This is a genomic window from Elusimicrobiota bacterium (assembly GCA_026388075.1).
Classification (GTDB): domain Bacteria; phylum Elusimicrobiota; class Endomicrobiia; order Endomicrobiales; family JAPLKN01; genus JAPLKN01.
This window is the reverse complement of sequence record JAPLKN010000061.1, coordinates 1-22222: the sequence shown is the minus strand read 5'-3', so window position 1 is coordinate 22222 and position 22222 is coordinate 1. Positions and strand designations below refer to the sequence as shown.

The following is a 22222-nucleotide window of genomic DNA, read 5'->3' as shown; positions in this document are numbered from 1 at the left end:
TGCTGAAATGATTTCACGGAACTACAGATTAAAATTGGGGCATGGAAGATAGAAAAGCAAAGGCGTTCACGAGTAAAAATATGAAAAACAGAATTGAACAAAAAATTGGTTTTATAGTATTATCTATATGCATTTTAATTACGCTGTTCTTTCTAGGAGCTGTAGTATATTTTATTATTGTCCGGGGGATGGGCGTTATTTCCTGGGAGTTTCTTACACAGGAACCGCGTAAAGCGATGACAGCCGGGGGCGTAGCTCCGGCTATAGTGGGAACTTTTTATTTAACCATAGGTGCAATTCTTTTTGCGTTGCCTTTAGGTCTTGCGTGTTCAATATACTTAAACGAATACAGCCCCAAAGGGTCAATTGTAAACATTATCCGCATGAGTATAAATAATCTTGCGGGCGTGCCGTCAGTTGTGTTTGGTCTTTTTGGGCTTGTAGTATTTGTAAAATTTTTCAATTTCGGAGTATCAATACTTTCAGGAAGTTTAACATTGGGGATACTGATTTTGCCTGGAATTATTTCTGCTTCCCAGGAAGCTCTATTAGCTGTGCCCCTATCTTTGAGGGAAGCGTCTTTGGCCCTTGGGGCCACTCACTGGCAGACCATTAAAAGGGTGGTATTGCCCACGGCTTTGCCCGGTATCCTTACGGGAATAATATTAAGTGTCGGCAGGGCGGCCGGTGAAACCGCGCCGATACTTTTTACAGCGGCAACATTTTATAAACATGGTTATCCGGATTCCATATTATCCGAGACTATGGTACTACCTTACCATATCTATGCGTTAATGACTGAAGGTGCCCATCCCGAACAGCAAACCGCTATTGCATACGGATGCTCGCTTATTCTCTTAGTGCTTGTATTATCAGTTTCAGGCCTTGCGATATATCTTAGACAGAAAAACAGGAGCAGCTATGGACATTAAAATCGCGGGGCTTACCCGCCCCAGCACCCCGGAAAACTTTTCTTTGCTTGAACAAAGAAAAGTATTCAAAAGAAATTCACCCCGTGAGCCATTCTTTCGATATTTTTTCGGCGGCTGCGGAACTTGCCCTTCGGCTTCGCCAAGATGGGCTTCGGACAGTCCTCGCCGACCGCTCCCGAAAAAAATCTCACTCATAAACGGCTCAAAGGGGGATAAATGCTAAATGAAAAACAAATGATTGAAACCAGGATAAAAGTAAATAACGTAAACTTCTTTTACGGGCAGAAACAAGCGCTCAAAAATCTTTCATTTAACATTTTTGATAAAAAGGTTACGGCAATCATAGGCCCGTCGGGCTGTGGGAAATCTACCTTTATCCGTTTGCTTAACCGAATGAATGATCTTGTCCCCGGCGCAAGAGCCGCAGGTTCAATCATGCTTGACGGAAAAAATATTCTTGAGCCGACAGTTGATGTAGTGGCATTGAGGCGAAAAGTTGGGATGGTTTTTCAAAAACCTAATCCGTTTCCAAAAAGTATATATCAGAATATTGCATACGGCTTGGAAATCAACGGTAAAAAAAGTAAATCGGCCATCATGGAAAAAGTAGAAGAATCTTTAAAGAAAGCTGCGTTGTGGGATGAAGTAAAAGACCGTCTAAGTGACAGCGCTTTGGGAATTTCCGGAGGGCAGCAGCAGAGATTGTGCATAGCGCGATGTATTGCGATTGATCCTGAGGTTATTCTTTTTGATGAACCATGTGCCAGTTTGGATCCGATTTCTACCAATAAAATTGAAGAACTTTTATTAGATTTGAAAAAATATTATACAATAGTCATTGTTACTCACAATATGCAGCAAGCCGCACGTGTTTCAGATTATACAGCATTTATGTATTTGGGCGAGCTGATAGAATATGATACAACGGAAAAAATATTTACTGTTCCGAAAGAGAAGAAGACGGAAGAGTATTTATCGGGGAGATTTGGATGATAAATACGGTTACCAGTTACCAGATACCGGCGACCGGTAACTACAGATAAAAAGACCAAAGAGAAAACAAAGACTTATTTCCGGTAACTGGTTGCAGGTTGCTGGCGGCGGATATTATGAAGAAAAGAATGCTATTCTTATGCACAAATAACTCAGTTCGGTCGCAGATGGCGGAAGGATTAATGCGGCATTTACGCGGAATTGACTACGATGTATTCAGCGCGGGAACAAACCCGACACAGGTTAATCAGTCTGCGATTGAGGTTATGAAGGAAATCGGGATAGATATATCAGGTCAAAAATCAAAAAGCATTAAGGAATTTATTGATAAGACATTTGATGTTGTTGTTACGCTGTGTGATAGTGCAAAAGAATCGTGCCCGATATTTCCTGGGGCTAAAAAAATTATACATCATTCTTTTCCTGATCCTTCAAAAGAATATGCTGATTTTGATGAACGCCTGGAGCCGTTTCGGGAAACTCGGGATGAAATCGAAAATTGGATAAAAAAGAATTTTTAAGTAAACATTAAAAAGTCCGCCTCGTTCCCGCCTTGACGGGAAACGGGCGAGACCGCGCCCAAAGGGCGGGGAGATAAAAATGATTGAGGAAAAAGTAATTCAACTAAAGAAGCATATTGTGGAATATGCTGGGCTTGTGGAAGGAATGGTACGGAAATCTATGAAAGGGCTTATTGAAAAAAACAAATTACTTCTTTTAGAAGTAATGGATAAAGATGAACCGAAAGCAAACAATTATGAGCTGGAAATGGATGAAATGTGCACAAACATTATAGCCCAGTTCCAACCCAAAGCTAAAAACCTTCGATTAATCCTTATGGCATCAAAAATGTCCACTGATCTTGAAAGAATGGGAGACCATGCCGTCAATATTGTTCAAAGCGCATTATATCTTGTTGATTATCCTAATGTAAAACCATTGGTTGATCTGCCAAAAATGGGAGAAATAACTATTGGAATGTTATCGGACAGTATTAATTCTTTTGTAAATGAGGACGGAAAGCTTGCAAAAGCTGTCTGTGAACGGGATAGTCTTGTTGATGATCTGAAAGGCAGCATTTCGAAAGAACTTACAACTATTATGACGGAGGATTCAAAGACTATTGACCGATCGCTGAACATCCTTCGAATTGTAGGTAATCTAGAAAGGATAGCCGATCTTTCCACCAATATTGGAGAAGATGTGCTTTTTTTGGCTGAAGGAAGAGTTATTAAGCACCACAAAGAAGAAAAATAATCACAATAAAAGGCAGTAAAAATTCCGCTTTATTCCTTTCCGTTTGAAATTAAACCCAAATTTTGCATCAGAATGCAAAATTTGCCCCGAAGGGGCAGCCCTCCCGTGGCGGGCTGTGTTAACCCCGCACCATTTGAGATTACTCAAACAAAACGTTCTCAAGATCTTCATCTAACACTCATTTAAGGTGCTTCATTTTTCATTACTTTTTAATGGTGCGGCACTTTGTGCAGATTTTTCTGTTGAAAAATCTGGGTTAAAAAATCCTATAAAAATCAATAATTTGACAGAAAAACATTTATTTTATACTATAAGCATAGAAAGAATTGTAGTACATCCTTAACAAGGCAGTTAAGCATACTTAGTTTGAAACCTTAATAAATTTAATGGTTCCTCTAAAAGCAGAAGTATTAACGCATTTTTTAGGATTTCCTATCACAAATACCGTTACGTCTACGGTTTTGGCGGATATATTAATTCTATCCATAGCATTTTTACTAAGAAAAAAAATATCTCTCATTCCAGGCAAACTTCAGAATATTATTGAATCCTTTATTGATGTGCTTTATGGTTTCATTGAGGATGTTGCAGGCACCGGCAAAAGAGCGGAAACTATTTTTCCTTGGTTTGTCAGCTTTTTTCTTTTCATTTTTATTTCCAATCTTTTAGGACTTTTGCCCGGGTATCAGACAATAGTTCTTACGCCCGCAACGGGGAACGAGCATATTCCGATTTTCAGGGCTGCAACAAGCGATTTAAATGTTACCCTTGCTCTTGCTTTAATATCAGTTTTTGCTACAAATCTGATGAGCATTCAATTTTTGGGCTTCAAAGGATACTTAATTAAGTTCTTTTCTCTAAATCCCGTTTATCTTTTTGTCGGATTGCTTGAAATAATATCAGAATTGACAAGGATAATATCACTTTCATTCAGGCTTTTCGGAAATATTTTTTCTGGTGAGTTTATGCTTTCCTTGGCACTTTATTCATTTGCATTTCTGGGGCCATTGCCATTTTTATTCTTAGAACTTATTAAAGCAGTGGTCCAGGCATTGATATTTTCAATGCTAACCATGGTTTTCATGAGCATATCTACTATGAAACATGAAGAGCATTAGTGCTGAAAACCTAGATAGATTTTAATTGGTTTAAAATTGTGGGAATGCATAAATGGAAAATCAAATATCAAACATCAAAGATCTCATGCCCTAGACAGATCCGCCTTGGGCGGAAAAATGACAAATTAAAATTCAAAAATAAAATTAAAAGCAGACTTTATAAATTTGATTTAAAACTAAAAGATTTATAAACTGACCAGCAAATAATGGAAAATCAAATATCAAACATCAAAGATCTCATGCTCTAGACAGATCCCTGCCCGCCGGCAGGCGCGGCGCCTTGGGCGGAAAAATGACAAAATGTAATAAAAGTAGCAAGGGGCAAGTAGCAAGTAAAGACTTTCTTTAACCCATGACCCTTGATACTTGACCCTGAAGCCTGGTCCCTTTTATTTTTGATATTTGATGTTTGATTTTAAATTTAATTGAACGGAGGTGAACATCAATGACCACAATAACATTTACTGGCGGTATTATTATTGCTTTAGGAGCGTTTGCTCCTGCTCTAAGCATAGGTCTTATAGGGGCAAAAGCTATGGAATCAATAGGAAGAAATCCTGAGGCAAGCGGGAAAATTATCATCGGGATGCTTCTTGCAATGGCTTTTGCCGAAGCAATAGCGATTTATGCGCTAATTCTTGCTTTTATGAAATAGGGCCTAAAGGCCCTTGATTACACGGATTAAGATACAGATTAAGAAGATTTTGTATCAACTAAATCTGTGTAATCTTCGTCAAAAATCTGTGTAATCAGGTGAAACCAAATGGAATTCTTAAAAGATCTAGGCCTTGATAAATATTTATTAATAGCTCAAATAGTCAATTTTCTAATACTTTTTCTGATTCTTAAAGCTATTTTCTTTAAACCTCTGAAAAAAGTCCTTGAAGAAAGAAAGGAAAGAATTGCCAAAGGATTAGAAGATGCTGATGCTGCAAGAATGCTTCTAGAAAAAACACAGAAAGAAAAAGATGAAATAATTATAGCGGCTCGACAGGAAATACATCTGATGATGGAAAATACAAGAAAAGCCGCGGAAGATATTAAGCGCAAGCTAGTTGAGGATTCAAAACAGGAATCCGAAAAAATTATATCTGAAGCAAAAAAAGAAGCGGAAAATGAAATGAAAAAGATGGAAAAACAAATTAAAATTATGTCTTTGGATATTTCAAAAAAAATACTTTCTACCGTTATTCCCGTTCTTTTTGACGATAAAGAAAAAAATGCTGTATTAAATAAGGCTGTAAAAAAATTGGAAGACAAAAATATTTATGAACAGGGTAAATCTTAAAAAACTTGCCGTGTTGACTGTTTCTGATAAAGAAACGAGTGAAAAGGTAGAGCAATATGTTTTAAAAAAGCTCACTCGCCCTGAACTCCGAACTTACTTATTTTATCTCAGGCAGGAAATAGCAAATAGAAAGGTTTATATAAGAACGGCCAATGCGCCCGATAAAGACATCAAAGAGACTTTAAAAGGCTTATTCGCAGGAAAAGATGTTGATATAAATTTTGAAACGGTAGAATCTTTAGGGGCCGGGCTTCAGATTGAATATAAAGACAGTCTCTTGGAGCTCAGTTTAAGAAAGTTAATAAATAAAAGCTACAACCAGATTAAAGAGAGCCTATGAAAGCAGAAAATTTTCTAAAACAAATTGAAGATAAATTATTCAGTGTTGAATTCGCTCCTGAAATGATGAATCAGGGAGTGGTGGAATACTACGGGGACGGCATAGTAAAAGCCACGGGTTTGTCAAAGGCCGGATTCGGCGAGGAAGTTGAGTTTGAGGATAAAACAAAAGGGGTTATCTTAAATCTGGATGAAGATTTTGCATATATAGTTTTGCTTTCTGAATCCGAGGAAATTAAAACCGGCATGAAAGTATTTTCTACCGGAAAGGTGCTGGGAATAAATGTATCGGATAGCCTTATCGGAAGAATAATTGATCCGCTTCAAAATCCTCTGGACGGAACTGACCTGGTTCTTTCGGATAAAATTTATCCTCTGGAAAAAATTGCGCCTGACGTAGTAATGAGGAGGCCGGTTGATAAACCAATTAAAACAGGTATTAAAGCGATAGATACATTAATACCGATAGGAAGGGGGCAAAGGGAACTTATTATCGGTGACAGAAATACGGGAAAAACTGCTATCGCGATAGATACCCTGCTGAACCAGAAAAAACTTGATCTGGGACTGCGGCGGGTAATATGCATTTACTGCGCTATAGGCCAAAAAAGATCAAAGATAGCAAAAATTATTGCCAAGCTTGAAGAAGAAGGAGCGCTTGAGTATTCAATCGTTATTTCTGCCAGCGCTTCTGACCATGTCGGACTGCAGTATATAGCGCCGTTTACGGCATGCGCGATAGGCGAATATTTTATGGATAAGGGCGAGGATGTCCTGGTTATTTATGACGATCTTACAAAACACGCATGGGCCTACAGACAGCTTTCTCTTCTTTTAAGAAGGCCTGCCGGCCGAGAAGCATATCCCGGAGACATCTTTTATCTCCATTCAAGGCTTTTAGAGCGGGCCGCAAGAATTTCTGATGAGTTCGGCGGCGGATCGCTGACGGCCCTTCCGATTATAGAAACTCAAGCCAACGATGTTTCAGCTTATATACCGACAAATGTTATTTCAATTACAGACGGGCAAATATATTTTGAAGCAGATTTATTTAATTCAGGCCTTAGGCCCGCAATAAATTCCGGACTTTCGGTGTCGCGTGTAGGCGGAGCGGCTCAGTCCAAACCAATGAAACAGCTTGCGGGGCCTTTAAGGCTGGAATTGTCGCAGTTCAGGGAACTGCAGGCATTTGTCCAGTTCGGAAGCGATCTTGATAAAGCGACAATAAAAAGAATTGAGCGGGGAAAAAGAATTGTTGAGACATTGAAACAGCCGCAATATAAACTATATGACGAAGTATCGCAAATTTTAAGTATTTTCGCCGCAACAAACGGGCATTTTGACGATATTCCTTTAAATCAGGTCGGGAGAGCCGAAGAAAAACTTATTGAATATATAAAAGCCCACAAAGAAGATATAGTTGAAAAGCTTAGTATAGGCAACAAGATAGACGAGGCTCTTTCACAAGAAATTAATAAGGTGATCGGTGAATTTAAGTTTTCTTTTAAGATTGAAGAAACAAAAGAATCTTCGGTTTAACTATGCCAGAAAATCCTCAGGTTATAAAAAAAAGAATAAACACCGCAGTAAATATATCCCAGATTGCGAGAGCAATGGAGATGATTTCCGCGTCTAAAATCAGAAAGGCGGAAAAAGCGGTTATAAATAACCGTCCCTATTCTGAAAAAATTACCTATATAGTTTCAAGATTTTTATCAAATAAAGACACGCACGAGCTGCAGCACCCTTTTTTGACAAAAAATCCTTCTACAAAAAAACTGATAATCGCGATTTCTCCGGATAAAGGATTATGCGGCGGGCTTCCGGGAAATCTATTTGGAAAATTAATTGATTACGGGAACAGAAATAATTACTTGATAACAATAGGGAAAAAAGTTGAAACTTTTTCCGCGCGATATGACTTTAATCTTATTGCGTCTTTTCCGATGGGGACTTCTTTTCCTTCATATTCGTTTATTTATCCTATTTTAGAAATCGCAAAAGAATATTATATTGAAAGAAAGGTATCCGAGGTTTTAGTTATTTTCAGCGAATTCAAAAATTTAATGATTCAGCGTCCCATTGTTTATAAGCTTTTGCCCATAGAGCCTCAGAAGGATTTAGTAACGCGAGAGCTTCCCTATATTTTTGAAACAGGGATTCGCAACATGGTTTATGAACTTATGCCGTATTATTTGGAAGTAAAATTCTATAATGCATTTATTCAGGCATTTACCTCGGAGCAGGCCGCGCGTATGACTGCAATGCGCAACGCTAAAGAAAACGCCATAGAAATCACTGAATATTTGACGCTTAATTTTAATAAATTGCGTCAGGAAAAAATTACAAATGAAATACTGGACCAGTCAAATAACCAGTTTGCTTAGAATCAGTGGTAAGGGATAAGGGGTAAGCAACATCTGGTTAGAAGTCATCCCCGTCCGCCGCGGCGGATAATTGGGGATCCAGTATTTTGGAAATAGATTCCCGATAGGGACATTCGGGAATGACCCTATCGGGTCACTTAATTCTTATCACTTAACATTTAATACAAAATCGAGGAATATTTATGAACGGGAACAATAACCTAACAAAAGATCAGGGCGTAGTAATAAGGATTAACGGGCCGGTCTTGGATATCCGTTTTAAAGAAGATGCCCCGATAGTATTTGAAGCTATTGAGATAACACAGCAGGACGGGAAAAAGCTAATTCTTGAAACCGAATTTCAGTTTGAAAATTTTGAAGTGCGGGCGCTTGCCATGGGGCCGACGATCGGCCTTAAAAGGGGAACAATGGCAAAAAGAACTTATAAACCGATCAGCGTCCCGGTAGGGGACGAAACATTGGGAAGAATATTCAACGTTTTAGGAGAAACTATTGACGGGCTTTCTGCTATAGATAAGAAAAAAGCAAAGCTTATGCCTATTCACAGAGAACCGCCGCTTTTAATAGAACAAAAAACAAAATCTGAAATTCTTGAAACAGGGTTGAAAGTAATTGATTTGGTGGCGCCTTTCACTAAGGGCGGAAAAATCGGGATATTCGGCGGCGCAGGAGTGGGCAAAACTGTTATAGTCAAAGAATTAATAAGAAACATTGCTATGGTTCATCACGGCCATTCAGTTTTCGCCGGCGTGGGAGAACGCACCAGGGAGGGGAACGATCTCTGGATAGAGATGAAAGAATCAAATGTTTTAGATAAAACAGTTTTAGTGTTTGGACAGATGAATGAACCTCCGGGCAACAGGCTAAGAGTAGGGCTTACCGCATTAACAATGGCGGAATATTTCAGGGACGAGAAAAAAGAAGATGTTTTGTTATTTATTGACAATATTTTCAGATTCGCGCAGGCAGGCAGTGAAGTGTCAGCTCTTTTGGGGCGCATGCCGTCAGCTATAGGATACCAGCCGAATCTTGCGCAGGATATAGGTGAATTGGAAGAAAGGATAACTTCAACGAATAAAGGATCAATTACTTCAGTTCAGGCGATATATGTTCCTGCTGATGATTATACTGATCCTGCGCCGGTGACAATTTTCGGTCATCTTGATGCAACAATAACTTTGGATCGCGCGATTATGGAACAGGGCCTTTATCCCGCGGTTAATTCTCTTAATTCAACTTCGCGGCTTCTTGACCCTAATTTGGTAGGTTCCGACCATTACAATATTGCAATGGAAGTGAAAAGAATACTACAACGATATAAAGATTTGCAAGATATAATAGCAATTTTGGGTATTGAAGAATTATCAGATGAGGATAAACTTACCGTTGCCCGGGCAAGAAAAATTCAAAGATTTCTTACCCAACCGATGTATGTTGCTGAAGCTTTTACCGGTCTGGAAGGCGCATATGTTTCTATTGAAGAAACTATCAAGGGTTTTAAAGGGCTCATAGAAGGAAAATATGATACACTTCCTGAGCAGGCTTTTTATATGGTCGGAACAATTGAAGAAGCAGTTGCTAAGTCTAAGAGACAGTTATGAGTTCAGAGTTCGTAGTTCAGAGAAAAATGTTGATGTTTATGTCGTTAACTATGAACTAATAACTAATTACTCATTACTAAAATATGAAAATATTTTCGCTTGAAATAATTTCGCCCGAAGGCAGTATTTACAAAGACATAGTGTCCGAAGTGATCCTTCCAACCACTACCGGAGAAATAGCTGTCTTGCCCGGACACGCCCCTCTTTTCACAAAACTTTCTGACGGTGAAATATTAGTAAAAAAAGAAAAACAAAGTATTTCAATTGCAATCTCGGGAGGTTTTCTTGAGATATCCGAAAATAAGGTTAATGTTTTGGCAAATTATGCGGTAAGATCTGAAGAAATTGAAATGCAGAAAATAGCTGAAGCCAAAGCAAAGGCAGAAGAAGCCTTAAAGCAAACCAAAGATAAAGAAGGGCTTATTGCCGCTGAAAAAGATTTAAAAAAATATGCAATGGAATTAAAAATTGCGGAAAGATTAAAAAAACGCAGAAAAAAAAATATATAATTTGAAGCTGTTACCGAACCCCATTTTTGTCATGCCGTCCGCCTCGGGCGGATCGGCATCTCAAGGACTAGATCCCGAACCCCCGCATGGTTTCTTTGAAACCAAGTCAGCGGGGCAAGTAAATTCGGGATGACAACAAGCAAGGGCTAGACCCCGATCCGCCCTGGGCGGACGGGGTGACATTACTTGACTTTAGCAGCAGCCTCATTCAAAATATTGATATACCTTATAATTAATACTCTCCTTTTTAAAATTTCCAAAATTCTTATCTATTTTTCAATTATTTCTTACCTTTTTACACCTCCAAAAAAATCTTGACGAATAAGGATTTCCTGGTTATATAAGTAATAGGGGATAAGGAGATTCTTATGAAGCCGAAGATTATATCAATAATCTTAGTTTTTTTTGTTATTTTAAACATTTTGGGTGGAGGAATATTTATTGAAATATCAAGTATTTCTTCAGAAGCCGGTATTTTTTACAAATTGCCAATTTTCAGCTATGCATCAAAGCTCTGCTCTTTACCTATTGAAATATTGAATTCTTTCATGAAAACGAATAGTTCTTTTAATGAAACCAGCGATACCGGTAAACCAAAAAGCGAAAAAGCAAAAAATAGTTTATTTATTGTTCCAATTTCTGCTAATTATGAGCTGACAAATTTCTTTTCAGGAATTTTAACAGTATTGTTTTTGAATAATTTTTATTCAATTTCAAATGACTTAATTAATACATCAAGCAGGTGTCCGCCCGATTTTATAACCAGATTTCTATGTTTATTTATGCTGTTTTTAATATTGCGTCCCAGGAGCAGTATTCCATATGAAGCAGTAATTTACAGGAAGATTTTTAAGCCCGGTTTATGAATTTCATAAGCCGGGTTTTCTTTTTGAGGTGTAAAATGAACAGCAAAATTCTTAAACATCTCATTAGTTTTAAAAAAACAGTTGCATTGATAACTGCAGCCTTTTTTATCTATTCCTCCGTTATGGTTCAGGGCATTAATGCAATTGTTGATACTGCCAGGGACGAAGAAATAATAAAACAGTTGTTTGGAACTTTTGATATGCCGTTCACCTTAGCCAGAGTAAGCGACTCAAGATATTATGAAGGGAAAGAGCTTGTTATTGCGATTCAGGATCTGCACTGCCATCCGGAAATGCAGATGAAAATAAGCGAAGTTCTTTCGTTATTGGACAAAAAATTTAACCTAAATAGAGTATATGTAGAAGGGGCGATCGGAAAAGTCAGTACGGGAAGATTTTCAGGCATAAAAAACAAAAATTTCAAAGATTTTTTAATAAACGCGCTCTTAAAACAAGGCCTTTTAACGGGATCTGAATATTACAGCGTAATATCAAACAAGAAGGATCTTTTATTCGGCATTGAGAAAGAAAAACCTTATTTTGACAATCTTGTGAGGCTTAAAGATATTGAGGAAAAGAAAAAAAATGCGGTTGCAATAATTCTAAATATGGAACAAACATTACGAAACACTGAATCCGTTTACTACAATTCAAGGCAAAAAAGGTTGGAAAGATTAATTTCTGAAAACAAGTTGGGAATGATAGCCACCGAGAAGTATTATTTACTGCTAAATAAATATGCAAAAAAACTGCGCATAGAATCGGGGAAATATAAAAATCTTAATCAGCTTCTAAAGCTGTCTAAACTTCAAAGGACACTTAGATACAAAAAGATCAGCGAAGATATTAGAGATTATGTAAGTTTTATAAAAAATAAATATTCATATTCAGTCTATCAGGGGATAGTAGAAAAGACCAATAATTTTCAAAATATGGATTTGGCATATTTTATATTGCTGAAAATCGCCTCAATTTATAATCTAAATCTGGAGAAGGATTATCCCGATTTGAAGGAATTCTTTGACTATCTATCTTTCAGCAAAAGTATAAATCCGTTAAACCTTGTTAATGAAGAAAAAGATCTAATAAAAGAAATTAAATCAAATTTGTCTAAAACGCAGTCCGAAAAAGAAATAGTATTTTTGGGCTATTTTTTAGATAAATTCAAAGATTACTTGGAAGCAAAAATATCTGTAGAAGATTACGATTACATAAAGAAGAATTTTGAGGATTTCAAAAATCTCTGGTCTAAATACACTTATGACGGCTCTATGATTCAGCTTTCTGAATATTTGAGCATTACCGAAAAATTTTACCAGGTCAATGTAGATAGAAACGAGTACTTTTTAAATAATTTGCTTGGAATGGAAAGCAAATCACTGCCTCCCAAAGAAAACGTTACAGGTAAAGCCGTAGAGAATGCATTTTCTGATCCAATGACAAAAGATAAAAATATTAGAGTAGTAGTTACCGGAGGATTCCATACTTCAAGCTTAACTGACCTGTTAAAAAGAAAATGCATTTCTTATATCGTTATCACTCCAAACATAAGCACAGACACCAAATATTCTGACCAGCTTTATGAAGCGCTTGCAAAAGAGCAGGGAAGGATTCTTTCCCAAGCAATAGCATTATGGAATCTTTGCCAGCAGTTGGAATCTCAAAATGCCTTGATAAAATCAAATGCTGAAAGAGAAGTTTTGAAGACTGCAGTATCTAAGGCTGAAGAGGAATTAACAAAACTTGTAAACATAAAAAAAAGAATCACTGAAAAAGACGTTTTAGAAGTATTTCAAAAATTTGCCGAAGAATGGAACAGCAATCTTTTAGATACCTTTCCTCAAGTAGAATTTGAGTACAGCAAAGAAAGCAAAACCTTTTCTTTTAAATTCAAAGGATATAAAACCGAAACCTCCAAATTAGTATTTTCTCTAGAAAAAAATAAAATAAAGTTTATGGCGGGAGAAAAGGCGAAAGTTGCTGAAATTAAAGCTGGGGAAAAACCATCAATGGAAAAAAAGTCGCAAATACCGGCTTTTTTGGCAAAAGATATTCCTTCGATTGTTGCTAAGGGTATATTCTCAACTCTTGGTACCGGCCATTTTAATGAAATGGTTAATAGAATTAATTCTCCTGAGGATAAAGAACTTGGAAATAGGTTGATTCGCGAACAAAATGTTGGAGGGCTTATAGAATTTCTTACGGAATATTCTTACATCGCGTATACGCTCCTCTTGGATATGTTTAAGGGGCGAAAATTCGAATATTTAGATATTTCTGACTCAGAATTTGTAGAGCGAATAAAAAAAGGGGCGGCTCAGAAACTTTTAGGAAAAGCTGATCCGTCAAAAATAAAAATTATGACAAGTTATGATGCATCTTTGATACAAGAGAATGCCTGGGCATTTTCGGCAATTGAGCGAAATGCTGATGGAACTTTTACTATCTATATCCATCAGGCATTTTGGGAAACATTAAAGAATAAATCGCCACCGCAAAAGAAAAAAGCGACAGCAAAAATGAGGAAAATGTTCAGGCTCATTGTTGAACACGAAACAAATGAGTACTTAAACTTAAATGAGAATACCGCATCCAAGCAATATAATAAGTTTCTCAAAAAATATAATCTCCCAAGGAATATAAAAACCTACAATACATTTCTTTATTACTCTAATCCTGTCCAGAGGGAATTGCTGGAATATATATCCAGAATTCCTGTGGAAAAAAATTTAAGAAATCGTAATGCAGAAATTCAGTTTGCAAAAAAAAGAAAAAAATATCTAAATGCAAAAAGAGTTTTGGAAGATAAAAATTCATCAAAAAGAGATCTCATAAAAGCTATAAAAGTATTAGGGACATATCCATATTCCGGTTCAGTAAATGCGTTGGCGGAAGCAATGGAAAAATATAAATATAATACCGATATTACATTACAGATAGTTCAAGCAATTAAAAAGGCTAAACAGGAAGGAGTGCTTAGTGAAAAGTTAAGTAATCGCGATCATTTTAGCATAATAGGTGCAATATGGAAGGCCGTTGAAGAATTTAAACCTCCAGAAATGACTAAGGAAGAATTTTTTGGTCGTTTCCGCATTATAATGGATAATCCTTACGATTCTTTAAGGTTAGAATTCCTATATCCTGAAGATGCTCAAAAAGATATAGATCAAATAGCTCGTAGAATTAGAGGGTTATATCTTAGTAAGAATATCCGCATAAATTCTAATGTAGATGTTAACCTAGAAAAAAACGAAATTTCAATTAAATTCATAGTTAATGAGGCAAATCTCACTGATTTCTGGAGAGTAATGGAGGCGACACAGGATTTCAAACTTAAAAATAACCGTTACCGGCCGTATACTGCTGATGAAATAATAGATAAACTTGAAGAACGCGCACAGATTATATTAAGCGGAATTGCCGACAATAACTCACCGGAATATAGGCGAATCATTAATTATGTCTACGGAAATAATACGCCTGAATTTCCAGGCTTGATCAATATCATTAAATATCCGGAAAGAGAAATTGGAGGCAAAAAACTTAAAGATTTAGAAGTAATACCTGTAGAATCATCCAAAGATTTTTTTGTTGGCGAACAAAGGAGCGAAAACCGCTGTTCTTACAAAGATATGCTTGATCTTGCACACTACAATCCATATTTTGCTCACTTTCTTCCTGAAAAGGATATTCAGAGATGGGTTTTTCTCGCCCGAGCTGCAGGAAGCGTATTTACTTCAGCGTACATAAAAGAACTTTTAAGAGGATATCAGGAATACGACTATATGTTGTTTGTATCTAAAGATGTGCTCGGAATAACATTATCTGGTGAAATAAGCCATGTTATAGAACACTACTGTGAGCAAAGCGCAGATGAACATGTGCAAGATTTTAAAGCATTGCAATTGGCTGTTATGGACTATTTCCGGGACGTTTATTATAAAGAGGAAAAAATTAAAATACTTGATTTTGAGGGTTATTTAAGGTTCAGAAAAGCAAAAGTCTGGCGAAATTCTGAAGGGGACCGATTTGAAATAATTCCTGTTTATGACAAAAAAGGTAAAGGCTCACGACTTATAGCAGAGGTTTATAGAGAAAAAAAATATAATAAAGAACCCGCAATTACCGATGTTAAAGTTATTAAATATGATCCAGTAACGAGAGGAGAAAAGAAAGAATCTATAGAAAAGCGAGAAGTTATCAAGATAAAAAGTTTTAGCGATCTGAATGCAAACATATATGCAATAAACGGTATTTATCAACGAATAAAATCTACGCCAATACTTTCAAATCTTAGAAGATCAGATTTAGATGGAAAAAGTATAGTTCCAAGCATATGCCTGGTAGACGAGCTTGCTGACGGTTCGTGGGATTTTATAACAAAATATGCGATTGAAGAAAATACAAGAAAAGATATGAGTGAATTTGATGAAGAAGAATTAAAGGCAGAACTGGGCAATAGGTTTCTAAAAGAAAGAGATCTACATGTAGGTGAGGATGAATTGGTAAGCTTAAGAGAATATCTATGGAAACTGAGAAAGATACCTCCTGAATATATGACTCAACAGCAGCTAGACGACCGGGTATTCGTTGATAATGAGTTGAATAAAATAAGAGAAACCGATTCAAGCATAAATGTTCAAATTTTTATAGGTTCTCCCAGGAACGAATTTACTAAAAGGCTTGATGGATATCCAAAGTTGAAGGTTGAAAATATTATGCGTGATTTTAAAATGACTTATGATGAGGCCGTAAAGTTGATTGAAGCAGTAACCAAGATAGCAGATTTTGTACCTCATGGTTTCAGCATTGATGCAACTAGATTTAAAACTCGGCCGATTATTGGTGAGTCGCCTATAAGATTTGAAAATCGGATAGTTCAATTGGGGGCATATTTAAAATCATTATTGATGTACAAAGGCGTAATTGATTATTACGAAAGTGAGTACAAACGATTGAGTGTTCAGGCACTGAAAAATCTTATTTCGGATAAGATGGCAGACATAGATGCAAAAAAGGAGGCGATTAAGACACTGGCTGAATTCCCTTATCCTGATACGCTTACTTATCTCCTTAATCTACTTGAAAACTATCCTGATCTAAAAAAAGAAATTAAACAAACTTCCCGCACAATATTCAAAATGATAATGAATGACGCTATTGAATTTGATGAAAATGACAAACCAATATTTGAATCAATGAATTATAAAAATCTTATTTCTCATCAAGAAGAACTTGAGCAATGGTCTGATAATGAATTAATTGGAGATATGGCCCAGGATTGTCTTATAGCATTAGGTGATGCCCATGAAAACTTTATTGCAATTGGAGTACCTGTAGAGGTTTACGGAAATATTCCTTATCCTGACATAAACCAGCTGAAGGCCAGAGGTGTATTTATAATTCCGATAGTTGCAAAAGATCCAGTAGAACAATTAAAAGAACTTAAAAAACGGAGCGATGAATTGTCTCTAATAAATTACACGCTGTTTTATAGCAGGAGTAAGTTGGATTTAACAGAGGTAACTAAAGAAACTCGGGAAGCTTTCTTGCGTGAAGCTGAAGACATCGGTGCAGGATTCAACAATCTAAAGCCCCAAGCTCTTGGGGAAATATCGTTAAAAGGAGCTGTGGGGGCTGCGGTTCAGACAGGTGCCGAAGGCAGAATTTCGCCTGCTGCCAAGACGCCTACGGGGCCTACTAAGCGAATAATGACTACCGAATTAACGGTGGATGAGGCAAGAAAAATATTCGCTGATCCTAAAAGAGGGCCGGATGCGCGTAAGATGGCGGTTAAGTATGCTGAGCAGAGAGGTATCACAGAACCAGTTGTCCAAGAACAACTAGGCGACAAAGCTGATGAGTTTTATATTCATATCTATGCGGCGATATATCTTGCTCCTGAATGGGAAGCGAGCGAATTGGCGTTTAATCCCGAACAATTTATTATGAAACACTTTCCAACTTACTCATCGGATAACTTGACTTTAGAGGAATTCAGATCAACATTAAAAACTAATGAAGAAAAATTTAGATTTGATGAAATCAAAAAACAAACTAATTTTATCCGTGATATAGGATTGAGAGCAGCAAATCAGGGGGCAGTAAGCGGTGCGGCGGCGGCATTGACTACTTTAATGGCTCCGGAAGCAATAATACAAGAGACAGAAAAATTAGTTGCTGAAGGAAACAAATTAGTTGCTAAAGCAAACACATTAGTTGCAATAACCACGGTGCTGCATGGTAATAACAATATCACTATCTTAAACCCAATTAATCTGGTAACTATGATAATAAATATTGTTGAAGGTCGGAACGCTTTCGAAGGGCTTGGCGTGCTGGCACAAAATCGGGGACCTGCCGTCCCAGTTCAAGAAAAAAAACCCCAGGCCCTTGGGAAACCTGCTGTTGCTCTTGCCGTTCGCCCGATTGATGAAAAAGCGCTGTCTGACGACGTTGCTAAAGCCCTTGAATACAATGATGCCTGCCGTGAAAACCAAGTTGAATTTCTCAAGGGAAAGGACAGGAAAAAGAATTATGTGTCTGCCATTGAAAATACGATTGAAATGGCAAAGACAGTCATAGAGATGCTTCAGTTGAATCACGAAATAGAGATAGAAAAACTAAAAAGAACCTTTGTCAATAAATCTGATGAGGAAATTGAAAAAGAAGTTGAAAGGAGTCAAGGCATCATTGTGGGCACTGATTCACATCAATTCGATTTGGTGAAAAATTACAACGAATACGTTATGGCAATTAAGGAAAGCATTGTTAGGTTGGAAAATTTAAAGAATACCGATAATGAAGACCAAATGATAGAAAATCTTGCTCAATCTGGAAAAGCAGCAAATCAATCACCTGAAGCATTAGTGTATGCGCCTGATAAATTCGAATTTACCAGTATAGATTCATTTCTTCAAGCTTTACATGGGCTATGGCTTTTAATTCCCCGAACATATGTTGTGCGCCGGGAAGGCGACAAAGCAGTGTTTGTTTTCAACGGTTTAAAACGGTTAGGTAAGCCAGAAGGTTACGGAGTCATAAGCCGTTTCCTGGTTGATTTATTCCCAATACTAACGGATCACGAAATAACAATCAATGTCCCGTTGATAGAACGTGAAATAAGTCCCGGGGAATATGTAATCGGATTTGATATAAATGTTAAGCTGGGCGTTCATTGCTTTAGGGTTAAAGGTGAAATGGATGTCAATATTGATATGAGAGGTGTAAGCGAAGAATTGCTAAATTCAGATAGAATCTATGATGTTGTAAATAATCGGTTGGCAAATCCTTATTATTTTAGTCAAGGAGTGGACGAGAAACTAAACAGCCAAGAACGCCAGAGGATCAATAAAGATATAAAATTCAGTCCTATTGAAATTACCTATTCTGATATACCTTTTGGCCCTGCCAATAAATTTCTGTTAGGGGTTTGCAGACTTCTTGATGGATACGGTTTCGGCTACGATGAAATAGATGTTTCTTCATTTAAAAAAACAATTCCAAAAGATGCTGACTACGATGCCCACAGAACGGGGCCTGCTAGAGGTATCGATGAATTGCTGATGTATTGCAGGGGTTCCTCCGGGTTTGAAACTGATCCTTTTCATGAATTCTCAAAAATGTCTGATGAAGATATTGTTGATAAGATCAACGAGAGATTGTCCGACTATTTATTAATTTATGAGCAAATAAACGAAATCATTAAAGACAAAAAAATTAATCTCCCATCGGATATAAAAGCTTTGCTTAACCAGGCGATTTCCTTCAGAACCCTTGGGGATGACGCATATATACGGCTCAATAAAGCTATGTTTCAGTTACTATTTCCGGAGGCAACAAAAAATAGCCCAATAACGGAGTTGCCGAGAAATGAAGATAACCCTCTTGTCTTCACCTATAGACCTGGACCGAATGAAACTGCTTTAGTAAAAACAAACGACCTTTTGATTGCAAAAAAATTGCTTCATTCATTTTATTGTATAACGGGTTATGGCCGCCCGGGAGGAAGAATAGTCGAGAATACGCTTCCAAAATCCGGACGAGGAGCAGACAATGCTCCCGTACTGGTTAACGAAAACGTCGTGCCTCAACTACAAAGAAAATGGTGCGAATATCTTAACAAAGAGATAACTTTGAATGGAAATCCGGCGGGACTGAGTTTTTATCAGATTGATCGTTATTACCATAGTCTCGACCTGATAGAAGAATTCCCTAAAACTATGAAAGGGGCCATCGACACCATTTATTTACAACTTAAATGGTATCCACAGTTTGAATTGAGTAAAAAATTAGACGTAATTCAAAAGAATATAATTCCTCACATTTTAGAAAGGATAAAAAACCAAATTCCCTATGATGAAAAACTGAGAGATTATTTCTTGCAGAAATCAGAAGATATTTTAATTAAAATATTCGAAAAAATAGGAAATTCTGAACCTCAAGTAGAAATAGAATCTGAAACAATGAAAAGTGTTAATGACCTATTGGCGGGCGTTTCGCCGTTGCTAACCGGCGGAAAAGCTGCTCCTGCCGCCGCTCCAGCTGCACAACCTCTAGCCCTCGGGGAAAATGTCGGAAATATTTTAGTAAGAGATGTAGCCAAGGTTATTCCTTTGACGGCGATAATTGGGGGAATATCCAGTTTTATTTCGGCGTTTGTTCTGGGCGGGGTATCAAGTTTTGCAATGTTTGTTCCAATATTAGTATTTGCCATGTTTGTTCCGGCGATAATAATGACGATTTTGTTGATTATTATCGGTTTGCTTAAAGCTCGTCCCAAGAGTGCAAAGCCAAAGCCCGGAACAAATTTAGAAATATTTGAGAAACATTTTGAGAAAGGTTCCTCCGGAATATCATTTATGCGAGCGGCAGTTAATAAGGTAAAAATCCAAGTAAACCCGACAGTGTTTGATAGGCTTGTTGGACACAGGTTCCTTCAATGGTTGGTTTTGTATCTGTTCGGGATTCTGGGCCACGAACTAATTCATCTATTTTCTAAACGCGTAGGAGAAGCTAAACCCTATTCGGCAGCTCAAATAGCGCCAGCTTTTATAGGAGCTTTATTAGGTCTATTTATAGCTTCTTCATTAGGATTAGGAGTAATTTTTATTGCCATAATTGCCTTTATTGGAAGTTTTTTAACAGTTGCGGCTGTTGGGTTCAGCCTAAAACTTTATTTCATAAGGCCGTGGCAAACTGAATATTATTCTAGTAGTTTTGCTCAGTTTATCAAAGCTCAACTTAAGCAGCCTGTTAGTCTGCCTATTGGTGAAAGCAAACACAGGCCGAGGCAAAATTCAGAGTATACTCCTCGTTCAGTTGGAAACATCGTCAAAGAGTCGGCGGATAAATATAAAACAATGCTTCAAAGATTGCTTAAAAGGGTGCCTACGGTTATCTATGAAAGATTCAATAGCCTAGACACAGAAGGAAATATTGGCTATACCGATAAGGAAAACACAATAAGCCTTTATGCCCCGTTAAGCGATGACCCCGTCGCCTTAAGTAAATACATGATTGAATATATGGTAAAAAAGCATATCCTTAATTTGTCATTCAAGGATAATACTATTTTTATAAAGAATTCATCCGGCTTAATTATCGGAAAAGTAGAAGTATCTAAAAAAAGCAGGAATTCTGTTATTATTAATGCGTGGGCAGACGGATGGGAAAATGATTCATCTCGTCTCATTGATATTTTGCTCAAAGAGTTTTTTGGAGATAAGGAAACTGCTTTTCAGCATAACCTCAAAGAACGCTTGAGATTTATCCGGACACTGAAGTTTAATCAGCAACTAATAACCGAACCGGAAAACTCTCCTTTTGCCGATATGTTTGATGAATCAAAAGAAGTGTTTGATAAACTTTGCAATGCGGCTGGGGTTGACGGGGCCGTTTTATATCTTATGGAAGACGATACTATTAATTGCTTTTGTGTTCCCCACATAAAAACTGTAGTAATATCTACAGGTCTTCTTAGAGAACTAATTAAACGAGGGTTTCATAAAGATGCGTTAAGTTTTGTTATGGCTCACGAAATACGGCACATTGTTCAGTACGAAACAAAAGGAAAAGCTGAAACCGCCGCTCGGGCGTTCGGTAGAGAATGGGATGCCGACCGTTATGCGCTCGAGCTGATGAATAAAGCCGGTTACAATGTTATTGAAGCTACAAAAATATTTGAAATAGCTAAGGAAATAGAAAGTCAACAGGAAATACTGAGTAAAGAATATGCAGACATTTTTAGAACTTTTATTGAACTAAAGGATATCCATCTAAACGATAAGGAAAGAATAAAATATATCAATTCTATTGTAAGCGGAGCATTGTGGCAAAACCTCAGCAGTTTTTCTCCGTATTCAAAAAATGTTCAGGCAGAACTGAATACATGCAGCAAGATAAAATATCTGCTTGAACAATCTCAACGGGTGAACTCATTTAAAGATTTAAACGACATATTGGCCCAAATGCGCGTATATCCGGAATCAGAATACATTAATACTGTTATACTTATTGGCCTTGCTAGACTATTTGGCGATATTTCAGAAAAACTTAAACAGAACAAAATTTATGAGGAGTTTTTAGAAAAGGCTCCTAAGGCAATTTCACTTTTGATGCTTTTGGGCCATCAAAATATGTTAGGAAAGCTTGGAGACGATGGAGACAGTTTCATCAATGCTGTTAAAATCTCACCTGATTATATAAGCTTTCAATCCGATCTTACTGCCTTCTTAAATAATACAAAAAACAAATACGGTTTATTTACTGAAGAAATGATTCGTTTCACTTTGGCATGGAGAGCAAATCAGGCTCTTCCTATCGGTGCGAAGCCGGGAAAAATAGAAGATTTAGTTGGAGAGCAGGCTCAGGCGTTGGGGGAAGCTATGGCTGACCAAACCCTGGCTTTTCCTCTTTTTGAATTTATTAACG

Annotated in this window: 14 protein-coding genes; all 14 read left to right on the top strand. The window is 37.2% G+C overall.

Features of this window, described 5'->3' with window-relative positions; all coding sequences use genetic code 11:
- The first annotated feature begins 80 nt into the window (after window positions 1–80).
- The gene (gene pstA, locus NT145_03235) at window positions 81–932 is read left to right on the top strand and encodes a phosphate ABC transporter permease PstA (GenBank protein MCX5781706.1); all 852 of its coding nucleotides are present in this window, start codon (window positions 81–83) and stop codon (window positions 930–932) included.
- Window positions 933–1148: 216 nt separating this feature from the next.
- The gene (gene pstB, locus NT145_03230) at window positions 1149–1925 is read left to right on the top strand and encodes a phosphate ABC transporter ATP-binding protein PstB (protein ID MCX5781705.1); all 777 of its coding nucleotides are present in this window, start codon (window positions 1149–1151) and stop codon (window positions 1923–1925) included.
- Between the two features lie 116 nt (window positions 1926–2041).
- Window positions 2042–2446, top strand: coding sequence for an arsenate reductase ArsC (locus NT145_03225; protein MCX5781704.1), 405 nt, complete (start codon window positions 2042–2044; stop codon window positions 2444–2446).
- A 79-nt stretch (window positions 2447–2525) separates the two neighbouring features.
- Complete coding sequence (gene phoU, locus NT145_03220; protein ID MCX5781703.1) at window positions 2526–3182, top strand: phosphate signaling complex protein PhoU; 657 nt, start codon at window positions 2526–2528, stop codon at window positions 3180–3182.
- Between the two features lie 386 nt (window positions 3183–3568).
- On the top strand, window positions 3569–4300 hold the full coding sequence (gene atpB, locus NT145_03215) for a F0F1 ATP synthase subunit A (protein ID MCX5781702.1): 732 nt from the start codon (window positions 3569–3571) through the stop codon (window positions 4298–4300).
- Between the two features lie 445 nt (window positions 4301–4745).
- Window positions 4746–4955, top strand: coding sequence for an ATP synthase F0 subunit C (locus NT145_03210; GenBank protein MCX5781701.1), 210 nt, complete (start codon window positions 4746–4748; stop codon window positions 4953–4955).
- A gap of 108 nt (window positions 4956–5063) precedes the next feature.
- On the top strand, window positions 5064–5588 hold the full coding sequence (locus NT145_03205) for an ATP synthase F0 subunit B (GenBank protein MCX5781700.1): 525 nt from the start codon (window positions 5064–5066) through the stop codon (window positions 5586–5588).
- A complete protein-coding gene (locus tag NT145_03200) occupies window positions 5569–5928 on the top strand; it encodes a hypothetical protein (GenBank protein ID MCX5781699.1) in 360 nt (119 codons plus the stop codon). The genes NT145_03205 and NT145_03200 overlap by 20 nt, the downstream gene beginning before the upstream one ends.
- A complete protein-coding gene (gene atpA / locus NT145_03195; GenBank protein MCX5781698.1) occupies window positions 5925–7466 on the top strand; it encodes a F0F1 ATP synthase subunit alpha in 1542 nt (513 codons plus the stop codon). Before NT145_03200 ends, atpA begins: the two co-directional genes overlap by 4 nt.
- A 2-nt stretch (window positions 7467–7468) precedes the next feature.
- The gene (gene atpG / locus NT145_03190; GenBank protein ID MCX5781697.1) at window positions 7469–8314 is read left to right on the top strand and encodes an ATP synthase F1 subunit gamma; all 846 of its coding nucleotides are present in this window, start codon (window positions 7469–7471) and stop codon (window positions 8312–8314) included.
- 182 nt (window positions 8315–8496) lie between these two features.
- Window positions 8497–9915, top strand: a complete 1419-nt coding sequence (gene atpD, locus NT145_03185; protein MCX5781696.1) for a F0F1 ATP synthase subunit beta — start codon at window positions 8497–8499, stop codon at window positions 9913–9915.
- Window positions 9916–9998: 83 nt separating this feature from the next.
- Window positions 9999–10424 (top strand): ATP synthase F1 subunit epsilon, encoded by a 426-nt coding sequence (gene atpC, locus NT145_03180; GenBank protein ID MCX5781695.1) that lies wholly within the window; start codon window positions 9999–10001, stop codon window positions 10422–10424.
- Window positions 10425–10792: 368 nt separating this feature from the next.
- Window positions 10793–11290 (top strand): hypothetical protein, encoded by a 498-nt coding sequence (locus NT145_03175; GenBank protein ID MCX5781694.1) that lies wholly within the window; start codon window positions 10793–10795, stop codon window positions 11288–11290.
- Window positions 11291–11325: 35 nt separating this feature from the next.
- Window positions 11326–22222 (top strand): M48 family metallopeptidase (locus tag NT145_03170; protein ID MCX5781693.1); only part of this gene is annotated, 10897 nt, incomplete at its 3' end.

Coding starts and splice junctions, on each gene's coding strand:
- pstA (MCX5781706.1), top strand. CDS start 81: ATGAAAAACAGAATTGAACAAAAAATTGGTTTTATAGTATTATCTATA.
- pstB (MCX5781705.1), top strand. CDS start 1,149: ATGCTAAATGAAAAACAAATGATTGAAACCAGGATAAAAGTAAATAAC.
- NT145_03225 (MCX5781704.1), top strand. CDS start 2,042: ATGAAGAAAAGAATGCTATTCTTATGCACAAATAACTCAGTTCGGTCG.
- phoU (MCX5781703.1), top strand. CDS start 2,526: ATGATTGAGGAAAAAGTAATTCAACTAAAGAAGCATATTGTGGAATAT.
- atpB (MCX5781702.1), top strand. CDS start 3,569: ATGGTTCCTCTAAAAGCAGAAGTATTAACGCATTTTTTAGGATTTCCT.
- NT145_03210 (MCX5781701.1), top strand. CDS start 4,746: ATGACCACAATAACATTTACTGGCGGTATTATTATTGCTTTAGGAGCG.
- NT145_03205 (MCX5781700.1), top strand. CDS start 5,064: ATGGAATTCTTAAAAGATCTAGGCCTTGATAAATATTTATTAATAGCT.
- NT145_03200 (MCX5781699.1), top strand. CDS start 5,569: ATGAACAGGGTAAATCTTAAAAAACTTGCCGTGTTGACTGTTTCTGAT.
- atpA (MCX5781698.1), top strand. CDS start 5,925: ATGAAAGCAGAAAATTTTCTAAAACAAATTGAAGATAAATTATTCAGT.
- atpG (MCX5781697.1), top strand. CDS start 7,469: ATGCCAGAAAATCCTCAGGTTATAAAAAAAAGAATAAACACCGCAGTA.
- atpD (MCX5781696.1), top strand. CDS start 8,497: ATGAACGGGAACAATAACCTAACAAAAGATCAGGGCGTAGTAATAAGG.
- atpC (MCX5781695.1), top strand. CDS start 9,999: ATGAAAATATTTTCGCTTGAAATAATTTCGCCCGAAGGCAGTATTTAC.
- NT145_03175 (MCX5781694.1), top strand. CDS start 10,793: ATGAAGCCGAAGATTATATCAATAATCTTAGTTTTTTTTGTTATTTTA.